Origin of the sequence: Pseudomonas morbosilactucae (assembly GCF_023241715.1) — a bacterium.
In the GTDB taxonomy this organism is placed as follows: domain Bacteria; phylum Pseudomonadota; class Gammaproteobacteria; order Pseudomonadales; family Pseudomonadaceae; genus Aquipseudomonas; species Aquipseudomonas morbosilactucae.
The window spans coordinates 1-15,630 of record NZ_JALQCW010000012.1 but is presented as its reverse complement, the minus strand read 5'-3'; the positions used below and the strand labels follow the sequence as shown (position 1 = coordinate 15,630).

Sequence of the window (15,630 nt, the reverse complement as noted above, 5' to 3'; positions counted from 1 at the left end):
CACCGACCCTGTAGGAGCTGGCTCGCCTGCGATAGCGCCCGCAAAATCGCCATCGCCGGCAAGCCGGCTCCTGCAACAGCGGCAATCACCCGCACACAACGCCCAACACCGACCCTGTAGGAGCTGGCTCGCCAGCGATAGCACCCGCAAGATCGTCATCGCCGGTAAGCCGGCGCCTAAAACAGCGGCAAACGCTTTAGGCCTTGGGCTTGGCCTTTTTGGGTTTCAAGTATTTGGTCAGGCCCTGGAACCAGATGACCAGGGCCGGGTTGCCCTTGATCTGGATCGACTTGTCCTGAATCCCCGTCATGAACGCCAACTGCTTGTTCTTCGCCTGCAAGGTGGCGAAGCCGTAGGCGGCGTCTTTGAAGGCGATGGCGAAGGCCGGCTCCGGGTAGACACCCGAGCGGCTGGTGATGCGCTGGTCTTTGACCAGGAAGTGACGGGCAATCTTGCCGTCGAGGGTCTGCAGCTGGAACACCAGCTCCTTGTCACCCAATTGCTGCTGGAAGGCGGGATTGTTGCGGCTGGCTTTGCCCATCAACAGGCCCAGCATCCAGAGAAGAAAACGGAATTTCATGCGCAGCGCCTCAGTGGAATTATTGGATGGCGGGCGCAGTTTAACCTGTAACTCGATGAGCGCCAGCGATCTCCTGAAACCTCAGGAGATCGGCTGGCGTTCAGTACTTATCGCAACCTATTGTCCGACAATCGCTGCCTCAGACGTTAGGGCAAGGCACCGGGGCCCAGTCACCCAGGTCCGGGCTCTTGCACATGCTGTTGACCTGAGTCTGGCCGGTCGCTGCAACCTGCTTGCTCTCGTCCTGCTTGGTCTTGGCCTGCTGCATCGATTTCTCGGTGCTCACTGCTTCTTTAGGAACGGTCGGCAGTACTTGTTTCTTCGGTGGCTTGACCTGCTTCTTCTTGCCGCTACCGGTGGCAGTGACCGGCGTGGTGTCGGCGGTGGCCACGGTGACCACGTCAGTGCGCTGCACGCCCACTTGTTGCAGATCCTGCTCGTAAGCCTGGTTGTACTTGCTCAGGTCTTCGCTGGCACGACCGTTCACGGCGGTGATCAGGTCGTTGGACTCTTTCAGGCCGGAGACGATTTCCGCCAGGCGCTTGCGGCCTTCGGTGTCGTTGATGCTGTTGGCCTTGCGCGAACTGATCAGGCTGTCGAACGCACGCTGGTAGCACGCCTGGGAAGCTTTGGCATAAGCGGTACTGCGGTCGATGTCGGCCACGCTCTTGTTGACGTCGGTGGCGTAGGAAGCGATGCGCTGGTTGTCATCGGCGATCTGCTTCTGGCGCTCGGTGTAGTAACCGGCGGCACCACCGGCCAGGGCGCCACCCGCGGCACCGATGGCGGCGTTACGGCCGCGCTTGTCGGAGTCACCGGTAAAGGCACCCAGCAGGGCACCGCCGGCCGCGCCCAGGGCTGCACCGGTCACCACCGAGGTGGTCATGTTGGAATCGGTGTCACGCAGGTGTTGCACCGGCTCGTAGCAGCTCGGGTAGTACTCGACCTTGGTGGTCGACGCGACCTTGGACACCGGAGAGGTGGCACAACCGGTCAGCACGGTACTGAACCCGGCGGCAACCAACAGCAGGTGACGTTTGGACGTTGAAGCAAAAGGCTTACGGGAAAAAAGCATGTGCGTCATCTCGTTTTAGTTTGACCAGCTCGGTGCGGCGCCATGCCGCCCGAGACCCTCCAAGCTCGCGCAAGCGCGCCCCTCATGACTTCTGAGCGGACGATGCGAGCAGTTCCTTCAAAATCGTCGCCGGATCGGCTCGCCGTTGCTGGCGATAGTTCCCGACATGGCGAACGAATATCGTGGCCCGCGTGACCAGGCTCTTGCCGAGCACTGGCTTGCGGTTGAGTTCCTCCTTGATCCGTTGAAACTGCGCCTGGATCACCGCATCGGTGTAGCGGGTACCGGTGGCCAGGTTGTCGATGTAGATCGCCACCGCCCCGTCCAGCGCACTGCGGCCGTTGTTGATGGCTTCGGCGAACAGCTTGGCGCTGGGTTCATCCTTGGCATCAATGGCTTGCTGCTGGCTTTTCTTCAGGTTGGTCAGGCGGATGTTGTAGTTATTGATGGTCTCGGCCACCAGAGCCGACGACTGAATCAGGTTGCCGGCGGCTTCTTCGCGTTGCTGGGCGATCAGCGAGACGTTGCGCTTGAGCTCTTCGTTGACCAGCCCCAGCTCGGCCTGCAGCCGCGGGTCGACACTGGCAGCGATGATGCTGTCCAGGCGCTTAGTCGGGTCCTGGGCATCGTCAATGGCATCGGTCAGGGACGCCAGGCGGCCTTCTTTCTGCCACTGGGCGAACAACTCCTTGTAGCGCGAACGGGGCGCAGCCAGGGCACCCACGGCGACACGGAAACCGGTGGTTTCATTGCTCTGCTCGGTGCCGTCGGCGGCGAACAGCGGGTACTCGCGGCGCATGCCGGTGAACAGCGTGCCCTCGCCTTCCAGGTAGTTGCCACCCTTGACCACAAAGCCGCCGTAGGTGCCTTGGCGCCGTCCGGAATGCACCAGCTGGAACGACTCCTGGACCATCTCCGCAGCATTGCCGATCACGTCGAACATGCCGATGGGGTTGGGCAACTTGGTGCCGATGGGCATCAAGCGTGCAGCCTGGCCGGTGCCGCCGGCCACTTGGTTGAACACCGCCCAGTCGGCCAGCGGGCCGTCGCTTTCACTGCCCTCCAGGCGCCGGGGGAACAAGCGGCCCTCCAGGTCCTGGCGACTCACGGCCTGGCCACCCCGGGCGGCGTATTCCCACTCGACTTCGGTGGGCAGGCGCACAAAACCCAGGCCGCCGTCTTCCGCCGAGGTGCCACGGCCGCTGACCGGCAGCAGGTCGCGGTGGTTTTTCATCAGCCAGGCGCTGTACACCGCAGCAAAACGTTCGGCCTCGAAGCGCGACAGCTTGACCTTGGGCAAGCGCCCTTGCAGGCCTTCCGGCGCTTCGCAGGCCGGAGCCGGCTCACCACTGGCCAGGGACTGCGCCTGGGCCATGACCTGGGCGTATTGGCGGGCGGTGACTTCGTACTTGCCGATGAAATACAGCATCGGCTTGAGCGGCACGCCCGCGCCGGCTTTGGGCAAGCCGGGGCCGATGGCCTTGCTCCAGATCGGCGGCAGATCCTTGAGGGTGAACTGGCCGTTGATGTAGTCACGGCGATACCCGGAAATAAACGACTGCTGATAACCCGACTCGCCCTCGCTGAAGGGGTAACCGAGGTTGACTTCACGGTCGTCGAGGGTGCCCTGGGCCAGCACGTAGACGTAGCGGAACACCATCTCGCCTTCGCACGGCAACGGCAGGCTGACGTCATCGGCCAACGGCTTGGGGTTGTCCAGCTTGTTGTCGTCGTCGGCCCAGACAGCGCTCGCCAGGGTCAGGGCCAGGACGGCGGTCAAACACTTATACATCGCGAATTCCTTCACTGGCTTCAATGCGCGACACCCGCCAACCGCCCAGCGCTGCCGCCAGGGTGCTGACGCCCAGCGCCGCAAACAAGGCCAGGGCGTAGTGCACCGGCAACAGATGGCTGGCGTACTCGCCCGGCACCTGCATAAACAAATGGTTGAGCCCGGACTCGGCCAAGGCGTACAGCAAGCCACTCAACAAGGCAGCAAAGCCGGCGCTGTACAGCGCCTGGACCACCACGAACAACAGCAAGGCCCCAGTGGAAAACCCCAGCAGGCGCAGCACCGACAGGGCCCGACGCTTGCGCGCCACCGCCGCCAGGGCGCCGGCGAAAATCGCCGCAAAGGCCCCGGCCAGCGCCAACCCGGCTATGACCCAGAAGACCACGGAAAGGTTGCGGCTCAAGGACTGCACCTGAGCAATATTCTGGGCCTGGGTCGACACCAGCAGCCCGCGCTCGGCAAACGCCTGACGCAGCGGCTCGACGTCATTCAGGCTGCGGGCATACAGGCGGAAGGACGGGTACACCCGCTGCCCGGCCGCCGCCGGGGCCTCGCCGTCCCAACCCAGTGCCTCGACGGCCCGGCCATCGCGGTAATCTTCCGCGGCTTCAAGCAGGGCCAGGGGTGCGAACAAGCCATCGCGCTGGAAGGCCTCCAGGGGCAACACCCCCTGCACTTGCACCAGGGTCCGCTGGGCCTCGGTGCGCCCGGCCACTTGCCGGCCGAAACTGACGTGCACCCAGTCACCGACCTTGACCCCGAGTTTCTCGGCAGCGGTGTGGCTGAGCAGCACTGCGTTCAAACCCTGGGGCACCGGCAAAGTGCCGAGCAACGGGTCCAGGGCCGCAGTGGGGATCATTTCCACGGTCACGCCGGGCTCGGCCACGGTCAACGACAACTGCGCCGTGGCCGCGATCTGCCGGGTCCTGGGCAAGGCGAAGGCGACGTCGCTGCGCTGGCCTAACTGGGCAATCACCTCGGCACTGAAACGGCCGCCGCCCAAGGGGATGATTTCCCGCACGGCCGGGTCTTTTTCCAGGCGCTCGGTGAGGCTGCTGACCAAGCCGAACTTCAGGCCGAACAGCACCAGCAGCGGCGCGATTACCGCCACCAGGGCCAACACCGAACAGGCCGACAGCCAGGCGTCGGCGCGGTAATCCTGCCAGGCCAGGCCGGCGGTCAAGGACGCACGCATCAGTGAGCCTCCCCGAGGGTTGCGGTCACACCGCCATCGGCATCGCGGCGACAGCTGATGCGCCGCACCTGCAAGCCGCTGGCCCGAGCCAACTCTTCATCGTGGGTGGCGATGACGCTGCACAGGCCCTGCTCGCGGGTCTGCTTGAGCAGCAGTTGCATGACGCGTTGCGCGTTGATTGGGTCCAGCGCAGCCGTCGGCTCATCGGCCAGGAGCAATTGCGGGCCGTGGGCCAGGGCTCGGGCACAACTGACTCGCTGGCGCTGGCCAACCGACAACGCGGCGGGTTTCTTGTGCAACTGATCGGCGATTTCCAGCTGTTCGGCCAGGCGCCGGGCTTCGCCGTTATCGGCCAGGCCCAGGAGCTTGCGCGAGAGGTTGATATTGCTCTGCACGTCGATAAAACCCAGCAGGCCGCCGGTTTGCAGCACATAACCCAGGTGCCGGCTGCGCAGCCCGGCCAAGGGGTTCTGTCCCGAAGCGCGCCAGATCGCCGCGATGTCGATCACCTGCCGGGCCGGGGCGAATTCAAAGCGCCCGGCCCGATCCGGCGCCTGCACCAGGGCCAGCAGATCGAGCAGAGTGCTCTTGCCGCAGCCACTGGGCCCAACCACCGCCAACTGCTCGCCGGCCCGCAGTTGCAGGCGCGGAATCACCAGGCTGTAGCGTTGGCTGCCAGCCCCACGGGTTTTGCTCACCTCCAGAAGATCGAGCATCACGGCAGCGTCGACAAAGGTACGCGGTACAGCGCATCACCCGGCTCGGCGTCGCCGAAGCGCACCCAGTTGGCCAGGTCGTTGTGGAAGGTTTCGTAAAGACGGATTTTCGAATCCAGCTCGTCGATAAAGTCTTCCTGCTCGGCCACGCTCAAGGACAACCACAGGTCCTGGGTCATGTTCAGCGACTTGCTGCGGTACGGCAGCCCTTCGAGGTACTCGCCCAGCACGCCGCCGTCGGCCAGGTTGGCGCCCTTGCGCAAGGCCGAAGGGTCGCGGCTCATGTAGGCACTGGCGCTGGCGATTTCCTGGAAGAAATCCTTGGGCGAGGTCTGGGTCTTGCGCGCCGCGTCGACGATGAGCTTCAGCGATTGCTGCAGGTCGTTGAGCTGCAGCTTGGTGAGCATCACGCAGACCTGGAACGCCGGCAGCGCCGGGTTGGTCAGGTCGCGGTCGGCCGCCCAGGCGCTGACCAGCTGTGGCGCCTGGCTGGCGGATTGGCGCCCGAGGAAGTCCATGTGCATGGCGTAGCCGATGGCCGCGGATTTCTCCGCCAGGCTCGGCCCCGGCTTGAGCACCGGCACCGCTTGCACCTGCTTGTCACGCACCTGATGCACCAGGTCAGCGAACACCGTGCCGATCTCGCCGACCCGCTCGCCGAACTTGGCCACATCGCCACCCGGCACCGGAATGTACAGGTCGCCGATCTGCGGGTTGGCGTCGGCGGTCAGGGTGCGGTACTGGGTTTCGGCGTAGCCATGATTGTTCTTGCCGGCATCGGTACGCAGGTGCAGCGCGTAGATCTTGATCTGCTTGCCCAGGGCCGCCTGGCGCACTTCGGCCTCGTTCATCTGGGTGCGGCTCAGGGGGTCGTTCTTGCGCAGGGCACCGGCGTCGCTGACCAGCAGGATCAGGCGGCCGCCGTAGCCGGACCAGTCCATGCCTTCCACCGCCTGCATCACCCCGGCGAACGCGTCTTCGTTGAACGAATGGCTGGACACATGGGTGGCCTTGACCTGCCGCGCCAGCTCCATGAAACGCTGCGGGTCGCGGCCCTGGTCCAGGGTCACCAGGGTCTTGGTGACGTACTCCAGGCCCGGGGTTTTCTGGGTGTTGTTGCGAAACCCCACCAGGCCGAAGCTGACGCTGTCCAGCTCGCCGCGCTCGGCAATCTTGCTTTGCAGCTCATGCACCACGTCGCGCACTTGGTCGATGTAGGGCTGCATCGACACCGAGGTGTCCACCACCAGCACCACCGCCGTGCGGAAGGCATCGCCCGCGGCCTGCGGGTTGTTCGCCGGCAGGCTTTTGCCACGGCTGTCGCTGATGCTTTGCGGGCTGTTGCCCGGGTCGATGGACGCCACATTCAGCAACTGCACCGGCTGGCCGTTTTCGTCGAAGCTTTCCTTGGAGTCGAAAATCGGCAGCAGGTAAAACTGATCCTGAGGCACCGCGCTGGCCCCCGGCTCCAGGGCCAACACACGCTGGTCGTCCTGGGGGTTTTTCTGCACATTGAGCAGCAGGTTTTTCGCCGCCGCCGGGTCCGCCAGCAGGCGCTCCAGCTCGCCGGCCTGGCGTACGAACATCACCGGCGCACGGCCGGAACGCTCGGTGAACTTGAGCACCAGGCTCTGCTTCCAGTCACTGACCTGCTCGGCCGGCAACCAGCCGGCACTGCGGCCATCACTGGCCGCGCCGACCCGCAGCCAGGCGCTGCCGTTGAAGCTCTTGCGCTGGTACACGTACAGCACCGAAAACGCTGGCACAGCCTGGCCCGGTGCCGCCCCCGGCTCGCTGGAAAAGCTCGCCCCGGGCTTACTCAATACGCGCTGGAACAGGGTCTTCTTGCCGGCCATCAACAACGGCCGCTGGCCGCCATCGACATCCGCCGCCACCGGCTGGCTCACCGGCGGCGCTGCCACCGCAGGCACGTTGGCCGTCGAAGAGGATGAAGACGCCTTGGCCGCTGGCGCCGGGCTTTCGCCACCCAGCCACCAGTAACCGGCACCACCGATGGCCAGGGCAACGGCCACGGCCACACCCGCCAGCACCGGCGTCGAACCACGCCGAGACGGCGCAGGGGCAGGAGTCGGAGTCGCTACCGGCTCGGGTGCAGGCGGCCGGGTTTCAGCACGCGGGGCCTGCTGGGGAATCTCGATGGACACCGGGGTCAAACCGGCCAATTCATTACCGGGCGGCGTCGCCTGCGCCGGCAGGGCCACGGGCTGGATAAGGGTTGCCTCGATGTCCGGGGTCGCCGTCGGCAATTGATCCAGGGCGCGCAACAAGGCCGCCGCGTCCGCGTAACGCTCGGCCGGGTCCTTGGCCAGCAGCTTGCGCAGGATGTGCTGGTAGCGACCGTGGTGCAGTGGCAGTTCCGGCATCGGCTCGGTCAGGTGGGCCAAGGCCGTGGACAAGGCGTCAGTGCCGTTGTACGGCAATTCACCGACGAGGATTTCATACAGCACCACGCCCAAGGCGTAGAGGTCGGCACGGCCGTCGATGTCCTGGCCGCGCGCCTGCTCAGGGCTCATGTAGCTCGGGGTACCCACGGCAAAACCGGCCTGGGTGAACTGGGTGCGGTCATCCAGGGACTTGGCGATGCCGAAGTCCGAAAGCACAGCGGTGCCGTCGGCGCGGAACAGAATGTTGGCCGGTTTCACATCGCGGTGCACCAGCCCCTGGGCATGGGCGTAGCCCAGCGCCGAGGCAATCTGGCGAATGTAGGCCAGGCCCTGCTCCGGGGTCAGGCCGGCGGCGATGCGCTCTTTCAGGGTGCCGTTGGGCAGGTATTCCATGGCCATGTAATACAGGTCACCGACATTGCCGATGTCATGCACGGTCACGGTGTGCGGGTGCGACAGCCGCGCCAGGGTCTTGCCCTCGCGCAGGAAGCGCTCGCAGAAACTCGGGTCGGCCGCCAGCGCCGCCGCCATGACCTTGAGCGCCACCTTGCGCTCCAGGGAGCGCTGGGTCGCCAGGTACACGGTGGCCATGGCGCCCTCGCCCACTTCGCCCTGGATGTCGTAGCCGGGAATCAGAATGTCCATGCTCAATGTCCTGCGGCTTTGACGACGATGGCGGTGATGTTGTCCGGGGCGCCCCGGGTCAGGCCCAGGTGGATCAGGCTGCGCACCACGTCATTGGGCTCGCTGTGGCACAGCACATCGCGCAGCTCACGGTCTTCGGCGGTCTTGTTCAGGCCATCGCTGCACAGCAGGAAACTGTCGCCGGCCCGCACCTGCAGGTCGACCTGGGACAGTTCCAGATGGTCCTGTACACCCACCGCTCGGGTGACGATGTTGGCCCGTGGGTGCACCCGCGCCTCGGCCTCGCTGAGCAGGCCGCTGTCTTGCAAGTCCTGGACGTAGCTGTGGTCCCGGGACAGGGCTTCCAGCTCGCCGTCACGCAGGCGATACAGGCGGCTGTCACCGGCCCACAGGCACGCCCCACGGTCGCCGCGTACCGCCAGCAGGACCACGGTGCTGCCCATCATGGTCACGCCACGATTGGCGGTTTCCTCGCGCACCGCGGCGTTCACCCGGGCCAGGCCGTTGCGCAGCGCGGCGACATAGTCTTCCAGGCTCGCACCCTCGGCAATCTGCCGCAGGCTGTCGACGATCAGGCTGCTGACGTAATCCCCAGCGGCGTGCCCACCCATGCCGTCGGCCACCACCCAAAGCCCGGATTCCGGGACTTCGAGGAAGGCGTCTTCGTTGATTTTCCGCACCATGCCGACATGACTGCAGCTGGCGGACTGGTAGGACAATTGCGGCGCAGAACTCATTTAGACGGCACCTTCTTGTCCGAGCAAAAACTGAGCGAAATCATTGGCCGGTGGCAGCCCCTGGCAACCCAGGAGCATCGGGCTGATTTGCGGCGAACCGCGCCCCCACCAGAAACTCGATCCCTCGCACGCCCACTCGGCGAGCACCGCGCCACGGGCCTCGGGATCATTCACGGCAAACTGGCGCAAGCCGGCAAAACGGCTGCCGGGCACACGCGGCTTGGGCATGGGTGCGCCCAGGGCCTGCAAACCACTTTCCAGGGCCTCGAAGCTGGCCGTGTCGTCCAGGGTCGCCAACAGCAACTCCTCGACCCGTTCAAACCAGTGATCGGGGCCACTCACCAGGGACGCCAGGTCGCTGTCTTGATCCAGCAGCGCGGCAATGGTCAGGGGGAAATAGCGCCCGACCCGGTCGATGCTCGGCATCACCACACCCACCACCGCCTGCGGCCCACAGACCCCGGCAGCCAGGGCGAAGCGCCACAACGGGCTGACCAGGTACGCATTCAGCCACTGGCTGCCCAAGGCGGTCTGGCTGGCCAGCAAGCCGGCGGCCAACCAGCTGTCCCAAGGGCCGATAAAGCTCTGGGGCAGGCCCCGGCTGACAAAGTCGCCACGGCTGGCCAACTTGCCGTACAGGCCCAGGCCGGTCATAACCGCTCCGGCAGGCTGAAGCCGCTGAGCACCCGGCTCTTGAACGGGTTGAAGGCGCTGTTGGCACGCAGCTCATAGGAAATGCTCGCCCCGTCCACCCGCAGCCGCAGGTTGAAACGGTCCGGCGAGTTGCCCGCGGTCAGGTCCGATTGCTCCAGCAAGCGGAACCAGGCCCAGGGGCCGTCCAGGGTCACCCCGGAACGCCCGCTGGCCGAAGGCGGCATGATCGACAGGCGCACCACACCGATGCTCCCCGGGTTCGGCCATTGCATGGCCACCGGGCGGCTCGGGCCGTGGTCGTAGCTCAGTTGCTGGCCGTCCAGATCAAGCAGGAACTGGGTGATGCTGGCGTCCATGGCCACTGGCTTCAGCTCAAAGCGCACCGTGGGTTGGGTACCGCCGGAACGGAAGAACGCGTCGCGGATATTCGCTGCGCGCTGGAAGGTTTGCAGCACCCCCGGCGAGATCCCCAGCTTCTGTGCGGCGCCCGGCTGCCAGCTCCAGGTGGTCGTCGAGGTGTTGACGTAAGGCTGCAGGTATTTGCGGAAGTAGTTGTCCATCACCCCGCCAACCCCGAAGAACTGGCCGAAGTCATCCAGGGTCGCGTCCCGGGCACTGCCCGGCGACATCGGGTAACGGCCGCTCAGGGACTGGCGATAGACGTTGACCACCTCGCTGATCCAGGCCGCGTTCAGTTGGTTGCGCACCCCGCCCATCATGGTGTTGGTGGTGGAATTGACCACCGACTTGACCAGCCCCTGGACCAGCGGCGGTTGGCGCTCGGCGGTCAGGCTGACCCGGGCCGCCGCCGCACTGGCCTGGTTCTTGGCTTCACCCAGCAAGGCATCGCCGCTGGCACCGACCATGGCGCTGACTTGGGCATACAGGGCATTCATGTCGGCCAGCAGGCCATCGATGGCCGCCGGCTCGCCCTCGCCTTTGCTCACCAGGCTATTGAGGTCGGCAAAGTGCGCGCTGACCGGGTCGTCGGTGGGCGCTGCAGCAGACGGATTGGCCGCCTGCTCCTGACCCAGCAGGGAACCCAGGCGTTGCTTGAGCTGGTCCACGCCGCCATCAACCTTCTGGCCCTGGGCCGCGAGCAGGCGCTCTTCCTGTTGCAGGTCGGTTTCCTTGGCCACCGCCACCAAGAGTTTTTTCAAGGGCGAACTGGGCCCGGACAGAATCCGCAGCACATCCGCCGCCTGGGCCACGCTGGTGATCGGCACAAAGTCGATGTCCGCCAACAGCGCATCCCACTGGCGCACGTAGTCCTGAAAGTACAGGCGGCGCACATCCGCCGCCAGGCTGGCGACGTTCTGCTGATCCGCCTGATCGCGCCCCAATACCCACTGCTCTTCCGCCAGGGTGCCGGCCTGGTCCAGGCTGGCCAGGAGGAAACCTTCGCGGTAGCCCTTGGCGGTGAACAGGCCGCTCAGGGGTTCGCTCAACGGCTTGCCGCTCTTGCGGGTGAACACCAGCGCCGCATCGCGACCGCCGGCCTCGCTGAGGCGGAAATCCGCTACGCCGGCCGGCAGCTTGGCGCGCTTGACCCGGTCATACACCCGCTGCGCCACAGGCAGCTGTTGCAACTGGCGACGCAGGTCGTCGATCAACTGCTGGTCCAGGCGCGCATTGGGCGGGTGCTTCTCGAACAAGGCTTGCAGGTGCCCGGCCAGGGCCTGGCGCTGGTCGGGCGGCAGGTCGCGGGCCAGCGTGCGGTCCCAGTCCAGGGTGATCCAGGCCTTGATGAAGTCCGGGTCATAGTGCTCGCTGTCCGCCAGCATCAGGTAGGCCTTGAGCCCCTCGTAGAGGAAGTCCGAATTGCCGCCGCCGTGCAGTTGTTCCTCGATGCGGGTCATCAGCCGAGGCGCGAACACCGCCACCAGCAGCTTGCGATAGACGCTGGCGGATTCGGCTTCGAGCATGTCGCCCTGGTACAGGCCCAGGCCTTCGGCCCAGCCCGGCGCATCACCGGCCAGATGACGAGTGGCGTTGAGCAGGGGCAGCACCGCCAGCACATCGCGCTGGGCCGGGCTGAGGTTCTGCACCGTGGCGCCCAAAGGCGCGACCCGCTGATCCACCTGGGCGATATAAGCCTGGTTGGCCCGGTAACTGACAAACCACAGGGTCCCGACCACCAGCACCACGGCCACGGTGGCCGCCAGCACGCCACGGGCGATCCACTTGCGGCGTCGCTCGACCTTGGGGTTGACGCCCACCAGCCCGCGTTCGGCAAAGGCCACGGCGCTGAAGAGTTTTTCGATGAAGTAACTGCGCCCGGTGCCGGTCTGGCGCGCCAGGTGCTGGCGGTCCAGGTTCATGCTCTGGGCCATGGCGCCGATCAGTCGGTCGATCGGGCTGCCTTCCTGGGTGCCACTGGTGAAGTAGACGCCGCGCAGCAGCACCCGCTCTTCAAAGGCATTGGGCTTGAACACGCCGTCGAGGAAGTGTTGCAGGCTTTCCTTGAGCGCCGCGAACTGCTGCGGGAAACCGTAGATCAGGTCGCGCCGCACCGGGTCGCGCTCCTGTTGCAGGCGCTCCACCAGCCGCTCATTGAGGCGCTGCTCCAGGCCGGCGAATTCGCTTTGCAACTGGGCCAGGGGGCTCTCGTCGCTCTTGCCGTCGTCCAGGGCAAAGGTCATGCCCCAAACCTGGGCCCGCTCTTCCTTGCTCAGGGCGTCGAAGAACTCCATGAAGCCCGGCACCAAGTCCAGTTTGGTGAGCATCAGGTAAATCGGAAACCGCACCCCCAACTGGGTGTACAGCTCCTGGATGCGCAGGCGGATCGCCGCCGCGTGGGCTGCACGCTCGGCATCGCTGCCCAGCAGCAGGTCGGACAAGCTGATGGCGACGAAGGCGCCGTCGATGGGCCGCCGCGAACGCTGGTTTTTCAGCAGGTCGAGAAAGCCCAGCCAGGCCGCCTTGTCCACCGTGGCGTGACTGTCTTGGGTGGTGTAGCGGCCAGCGGTGTCGAGCAGCACTGCCTGGTCGGTGAACCACCAATCACAGTTGCGGGTGCCGCCCACGCCACGCACCGCACCGGCACCCAACTGGGCCGCCAGGGGAAAGTGCAGCCCGGAGTTGACCAGCGCGGTGGTCTTGCCCGAGCCCGGCGGGCCGATGATCACGTACCACGGCAGCTCATACAGATTGCGACGTTCGTCGCCGCCGAGCTTGGCCTTCTTCAACAGCGCCAGGGCTTCGTCCATACGCTGGCGCAAGGTCGCCAACTCTTCGGCAGTGGCCACGCTGTCCGGGTCCGGCGGGGTGTCGGCGGCCAGGCTTTGCAAGACCTTGGCCGCATGGCGCCGGGCCTGAATGATGCGAAACACCCGGTAGGCAATCCACACCGCGAAGATGAAGACGATCAACGCCCAGCGCCGGCCTTCCGGCACCAGGAATTCCAGCAGCGGCCCGATGAACCAGATGATCAGGCTCAGGGCGATCAGGCCCAGCAAGGGGATCACCCAGCGGACCACAAAACTCAACAACGCCTTCACTCGACGCCCTCCGCCAATACGGTGATTTCTACCCGACGATTACGCGCCCGCCCTTCGGCGGTGGCATTGGATGCCAGCGGCTCGGTGTCGCTGCGGCCTTCGGCGCTGAAGCGCTCGGGCTGCCCGGTCTTCGCGGCCAGGATCTGCAACACCGACTCGGCGCGGGCCTGGGACAGCTTCCAGTTGGACGGGAAGCGCAAGGTGGCGATCGGCCGATTGTCGCTGTGACCGGTCACCCGCACCTCGCCCTTGACCTTGCGGATGGCGTCGGCGATGCGCAGCATCAGCGGCTGGTAGTCATCGACAATACTGGCGCTGGCCGAGGCGAACAGTTCGTCGCCACGGATGGTCACCACTGAGCGGTCGACGGCATCTTCCACCGCCACGCGCCCGGCGCGGATTTCGTCGGCCAGGAAACCCGCCAGGCGCGGACGTTCCACCAGCTTGGGCTGGGCCACTTGGCGGTCGATGGTCTGCACCGGGATTTCCCCCAGGGCATGGATGTTCTTGAACACCGGCTCGGCATCCGCCGCCAGCTTCAGGCGCAGGCCGAACAGCAACGCCAGAAGCAGCGCGACGCCGATGGCCACGGCGATCCAGGGCGGCATGAATTGCGCCAGCCGGTCGCGGGCCACGGTGACGCCGCGCCAATGGGGCGACAGCTCACGCTCGTGTTCGCCGCGGGCGCTGCGAATCGCCGCCGCAGTGCGTTCACGCAAGGCTTCCAACTGGCTGCGACCGTCATTCATCACCCGGTAGCGGCCTTCAAAACCCAGGCACATGCACAGGTACAACAGTTCCAGCAGGTACAGGCGCTCCCGTGGGCTTTGCAGGCAGTGTTCCAGCAGCTGGAAAACCTTCTCGCCGCCCCAGGCTTCGTTGTGCACGGTGATCAGCAGGCTCTGCTTGCCCCAGTCGCTGGTGCTGCCCCAAGGCGTACTCAATACCGCCTCATCGAGGGCGGTGCACAGCGCGTAACGGGCCAGCAGCACGTCGTTGCGCACCACGCCCGCGGCCTCGGCACGCTCTTCGAACTGGCGCAGGTAGCCCAGCAACTGGGCCCGCAGGCTGGCCGGGGCCGGGTGGGCAATGGTGTTGCGCAGCCGGGTCAGCAACGCCAGCAACGGCCCGGCGGCGCTCTCCAGGGGGTTGAGGCCCTGGGCCTGGCCGGTGGACAGCGGCGCGGCCGGCATCGCCAACGCCGGGGCAGGTGCCGGGCGCCCGGCTTCCGGGGCACGGCCACCGGGACGGGGCATGAATTGGGTGCGGTCATTGGCCGGGGGCTGACCGTTCGAATCGTCGAAGGGATGCATCGCGACTTATCCTCGGATGGCCCAGAAGGCCAGGTTCAACCCCGGGAATTCACCCGCGACATGGAACGCGAAACCGCCGGAATGAATCAGCTGTTTCCAGTGCTCGCTGCCCCGGTCCAGTTCGTAGTACGTCGAGCCGGCGTGTACGGCAGTTGCCGTGGCGCCACCGGCAGCGGCAACAGGCCAATGCCCGGCAGTTGCAGGTTGACCAGGTCGCGGATGTGCTCCACCGAACCCACCTTGCTTTGCTGGGCGAAGCGCCCGCGCAGGGTTTCGCCGGGCACATCGGCACGCACCACTAGGATGAAGCTGGCGCTGTCGATCAGGGTCTTGTCGGCCAGCATGGCCACGTGCACGCCGTAGGCTTTCTCGACAATCGGGATCGGGATCGCCTTGCTGTCGATCAGCATCGACAGGGCTTCACGCAGGGCATGCATCACCGGGGCAAAGCTCGGTGCCAGTTCGTCGTGCAGGTACGGCGGGTATTCCGCCGGACGCCGGGCACTGTTGGAAAAGGTCGCGAACTCACCGGCCAGGCTCACCAGCTCGCTGTACAGCCGCTCCGGGTGCAATGGGCTGAGCTGGCTCAGGTGGCTGATCAGCGGCTGGGCGCGGTTGACCAGTTGCAACAGCATGAAGTCGGCAATTTCCGAGGCACCGCCCGCACCCGACGCCACCACGCGCCCGGCCAGGGCTTCGCCGCGTTGGTGCAACAGGCCCAGCAACTCGCTGCGGAACGCCGCCAGGGGTTTGGCCGCGGCCACGTCGAGCACCGGCGGGATGTAACTGTCATCGAGGATCAGGGCACGGTCAGCGCGCTTTTCCTTGACCCGCACCAGGCCGATGGCGGCGTAGTCGCTCAAGCCATCGCCGGCGGTCAACAGACGCAAGGCCCGGGAGCCCACGGCCACGGGCGCGCGGTTCTCGAACGGAGCGTTGTCATCGCGGACTTCGCGAACCTGGCTCAGGTAACGCGCCCCGCCCAGCTCTTCGCCTTCATCCACGGTGTCCCGGGCAC

Annotated in this window: 10 protein-coding genes and 1 pseudogene; all 11 read right to left on the bottom strand. The window is 65.9% G+C overall.

The features are described from left to right. Positions 1 to 196 precede the first annotated feature (196 nt). Positions 197 to 580, bottom strand: coding sequence for a helicase (locus M1B34_RS06445; RefSeq protein WP_268261214.1), 384 nt, complete (start codon positions 578 to 580; stop codon positions 197 to 199). 139 nt (positions 581 to 719) lie between these two features. After that, positions 720 to 1,655: a type VI secretion system-associated lipoprotein TagQ gene (tagQ, locus tag M1B34_RS06440; protein WP_268264699.1), complete on the bottom strand. Its 936-nt coding sequence runs from the start codon at positions 1,653 to 1,655 to the stop codon at positions 720 to 722. 82 nt (positions 1,656 to 1,737) lie between these two features. Further along, positions 1,738 to 3,447, bottom strand: coding sequence for a formylglycine-generating enzyme family protein (locus M1B34_RS06435; RefSeq protein ID WP_123327850.1), 1,710 nt, complete (start codon positions 3,445 to 3,447; stop codon positions 1,738 to 1,740). Further along, positions 3,440 to 4,642: an ABC transporter permease gene (locus M1B34_RS06430; protein WP_268264698.1), complete on the bottom strand. Its 1,203-nt coding sequence runs from the start codon at positions 4,640 to 4,642 to the stop codon at positions 3,440 to 3,442. Before M1B34_RS06430 ends, M1B34_RS06435 begins: the two co-directional genes overlap by 8 nt. Next, positions 4,642 to 5,358 (bottom strand): ABC transporter ATP-binding protein, encoded by a 717-nt coding sequence (locus M1B34_RS06425; RefSeq protein WP_123327852.1) that lies wholly within the window; start codon positions 5,356 to 5,358, stop codon positions 4,642 to 4,644. The genes M1B34_RS06430 and M1B34_RS06425 overlap by 1 nt, the downstream gene beginning before the upstream one ends. Continuing rightward, on the bottom strand, positions 5,358 to 8,408 hold the full coding sequence (locus M1B34_RS06420) for a serine/threonine-protein kinase (RefSeq protein WP_268264697.1): 3,051 nt from the start codon (positions 8,406 to 8,408) through the stop codon (positions 5,358 to 5,360). The genes M1B34_RS06425 and M1B34_RS06420 overlap by 1 nt, the downstream gene beginning before the upstream one ends. 2 nt (positions 8,409 to 8,410) lie before the next feature. Then, positions 8,411 to 9,145: a PP2C family protein-serine/threonine phosphatase gene (locus M1B34_RS06415; protein WP_123327854.1), complete on the bottom strand. Its 735-nt coding sequence runs from the start codon at positions 9,143 to 9,145 to the stop codon at positions 8,411 to 8,413. Beyond that, positions 9,146 to 9,799: a type VI secretion system-associated protein TagF gene (tagF, locus tag M1B34_RS06410; protein ID WP_123327855.1), complete on the bottom strand. Its 654-nt coding sequence runs from the start codon at positions 9,797 to 9,799 to the stop codon at positions 9,146 to 9,148. It abuts the gene before it with no gap. Further along, positions 9,796 to 13,299 carry a type VI secretion system membrane subunit TssM gene (tssM, locus tag M1B34_RS06405; RefSeq protein ID WP_268264696.1) on the bottom strand — a complete coding sequence of 1,168 codons (3,504 nt, stop codon included), beginning with the start codon at positions 13,297 to 13,299 and terminating at the stop codon, positions 9,796 to 9,798. The genes tagF and tssM overlap by 4 nt, the downstream gene beginning before the upstream one ends. Continuing rightward, positions 13,296 to 14,612: a DotU family type VI secretion system protein gene (locus tag M1B34_RS06400; RefSeq protein ID WP_123327857.1), complete on the bottom strand. Its 1,317-nt coding sequence runs from the start codon at positions 14,610 to 14,612 to the stop codon at positions 13,296 to 13,298. The genes tssM and M1B34_RS06400 overlap by 4 nt, the downstream gene beginning before the upstream one ends. A gap of 6 nt (positions 14,613 to 14,618) precedes the next feature. Beyond that, positions 14,619 to 15,630, bottom strand: a pseudogene (gene tssK / locus M1B34_RS06395) (type VI secretion system baseplate subunit TssK); the annotation flags it as partial.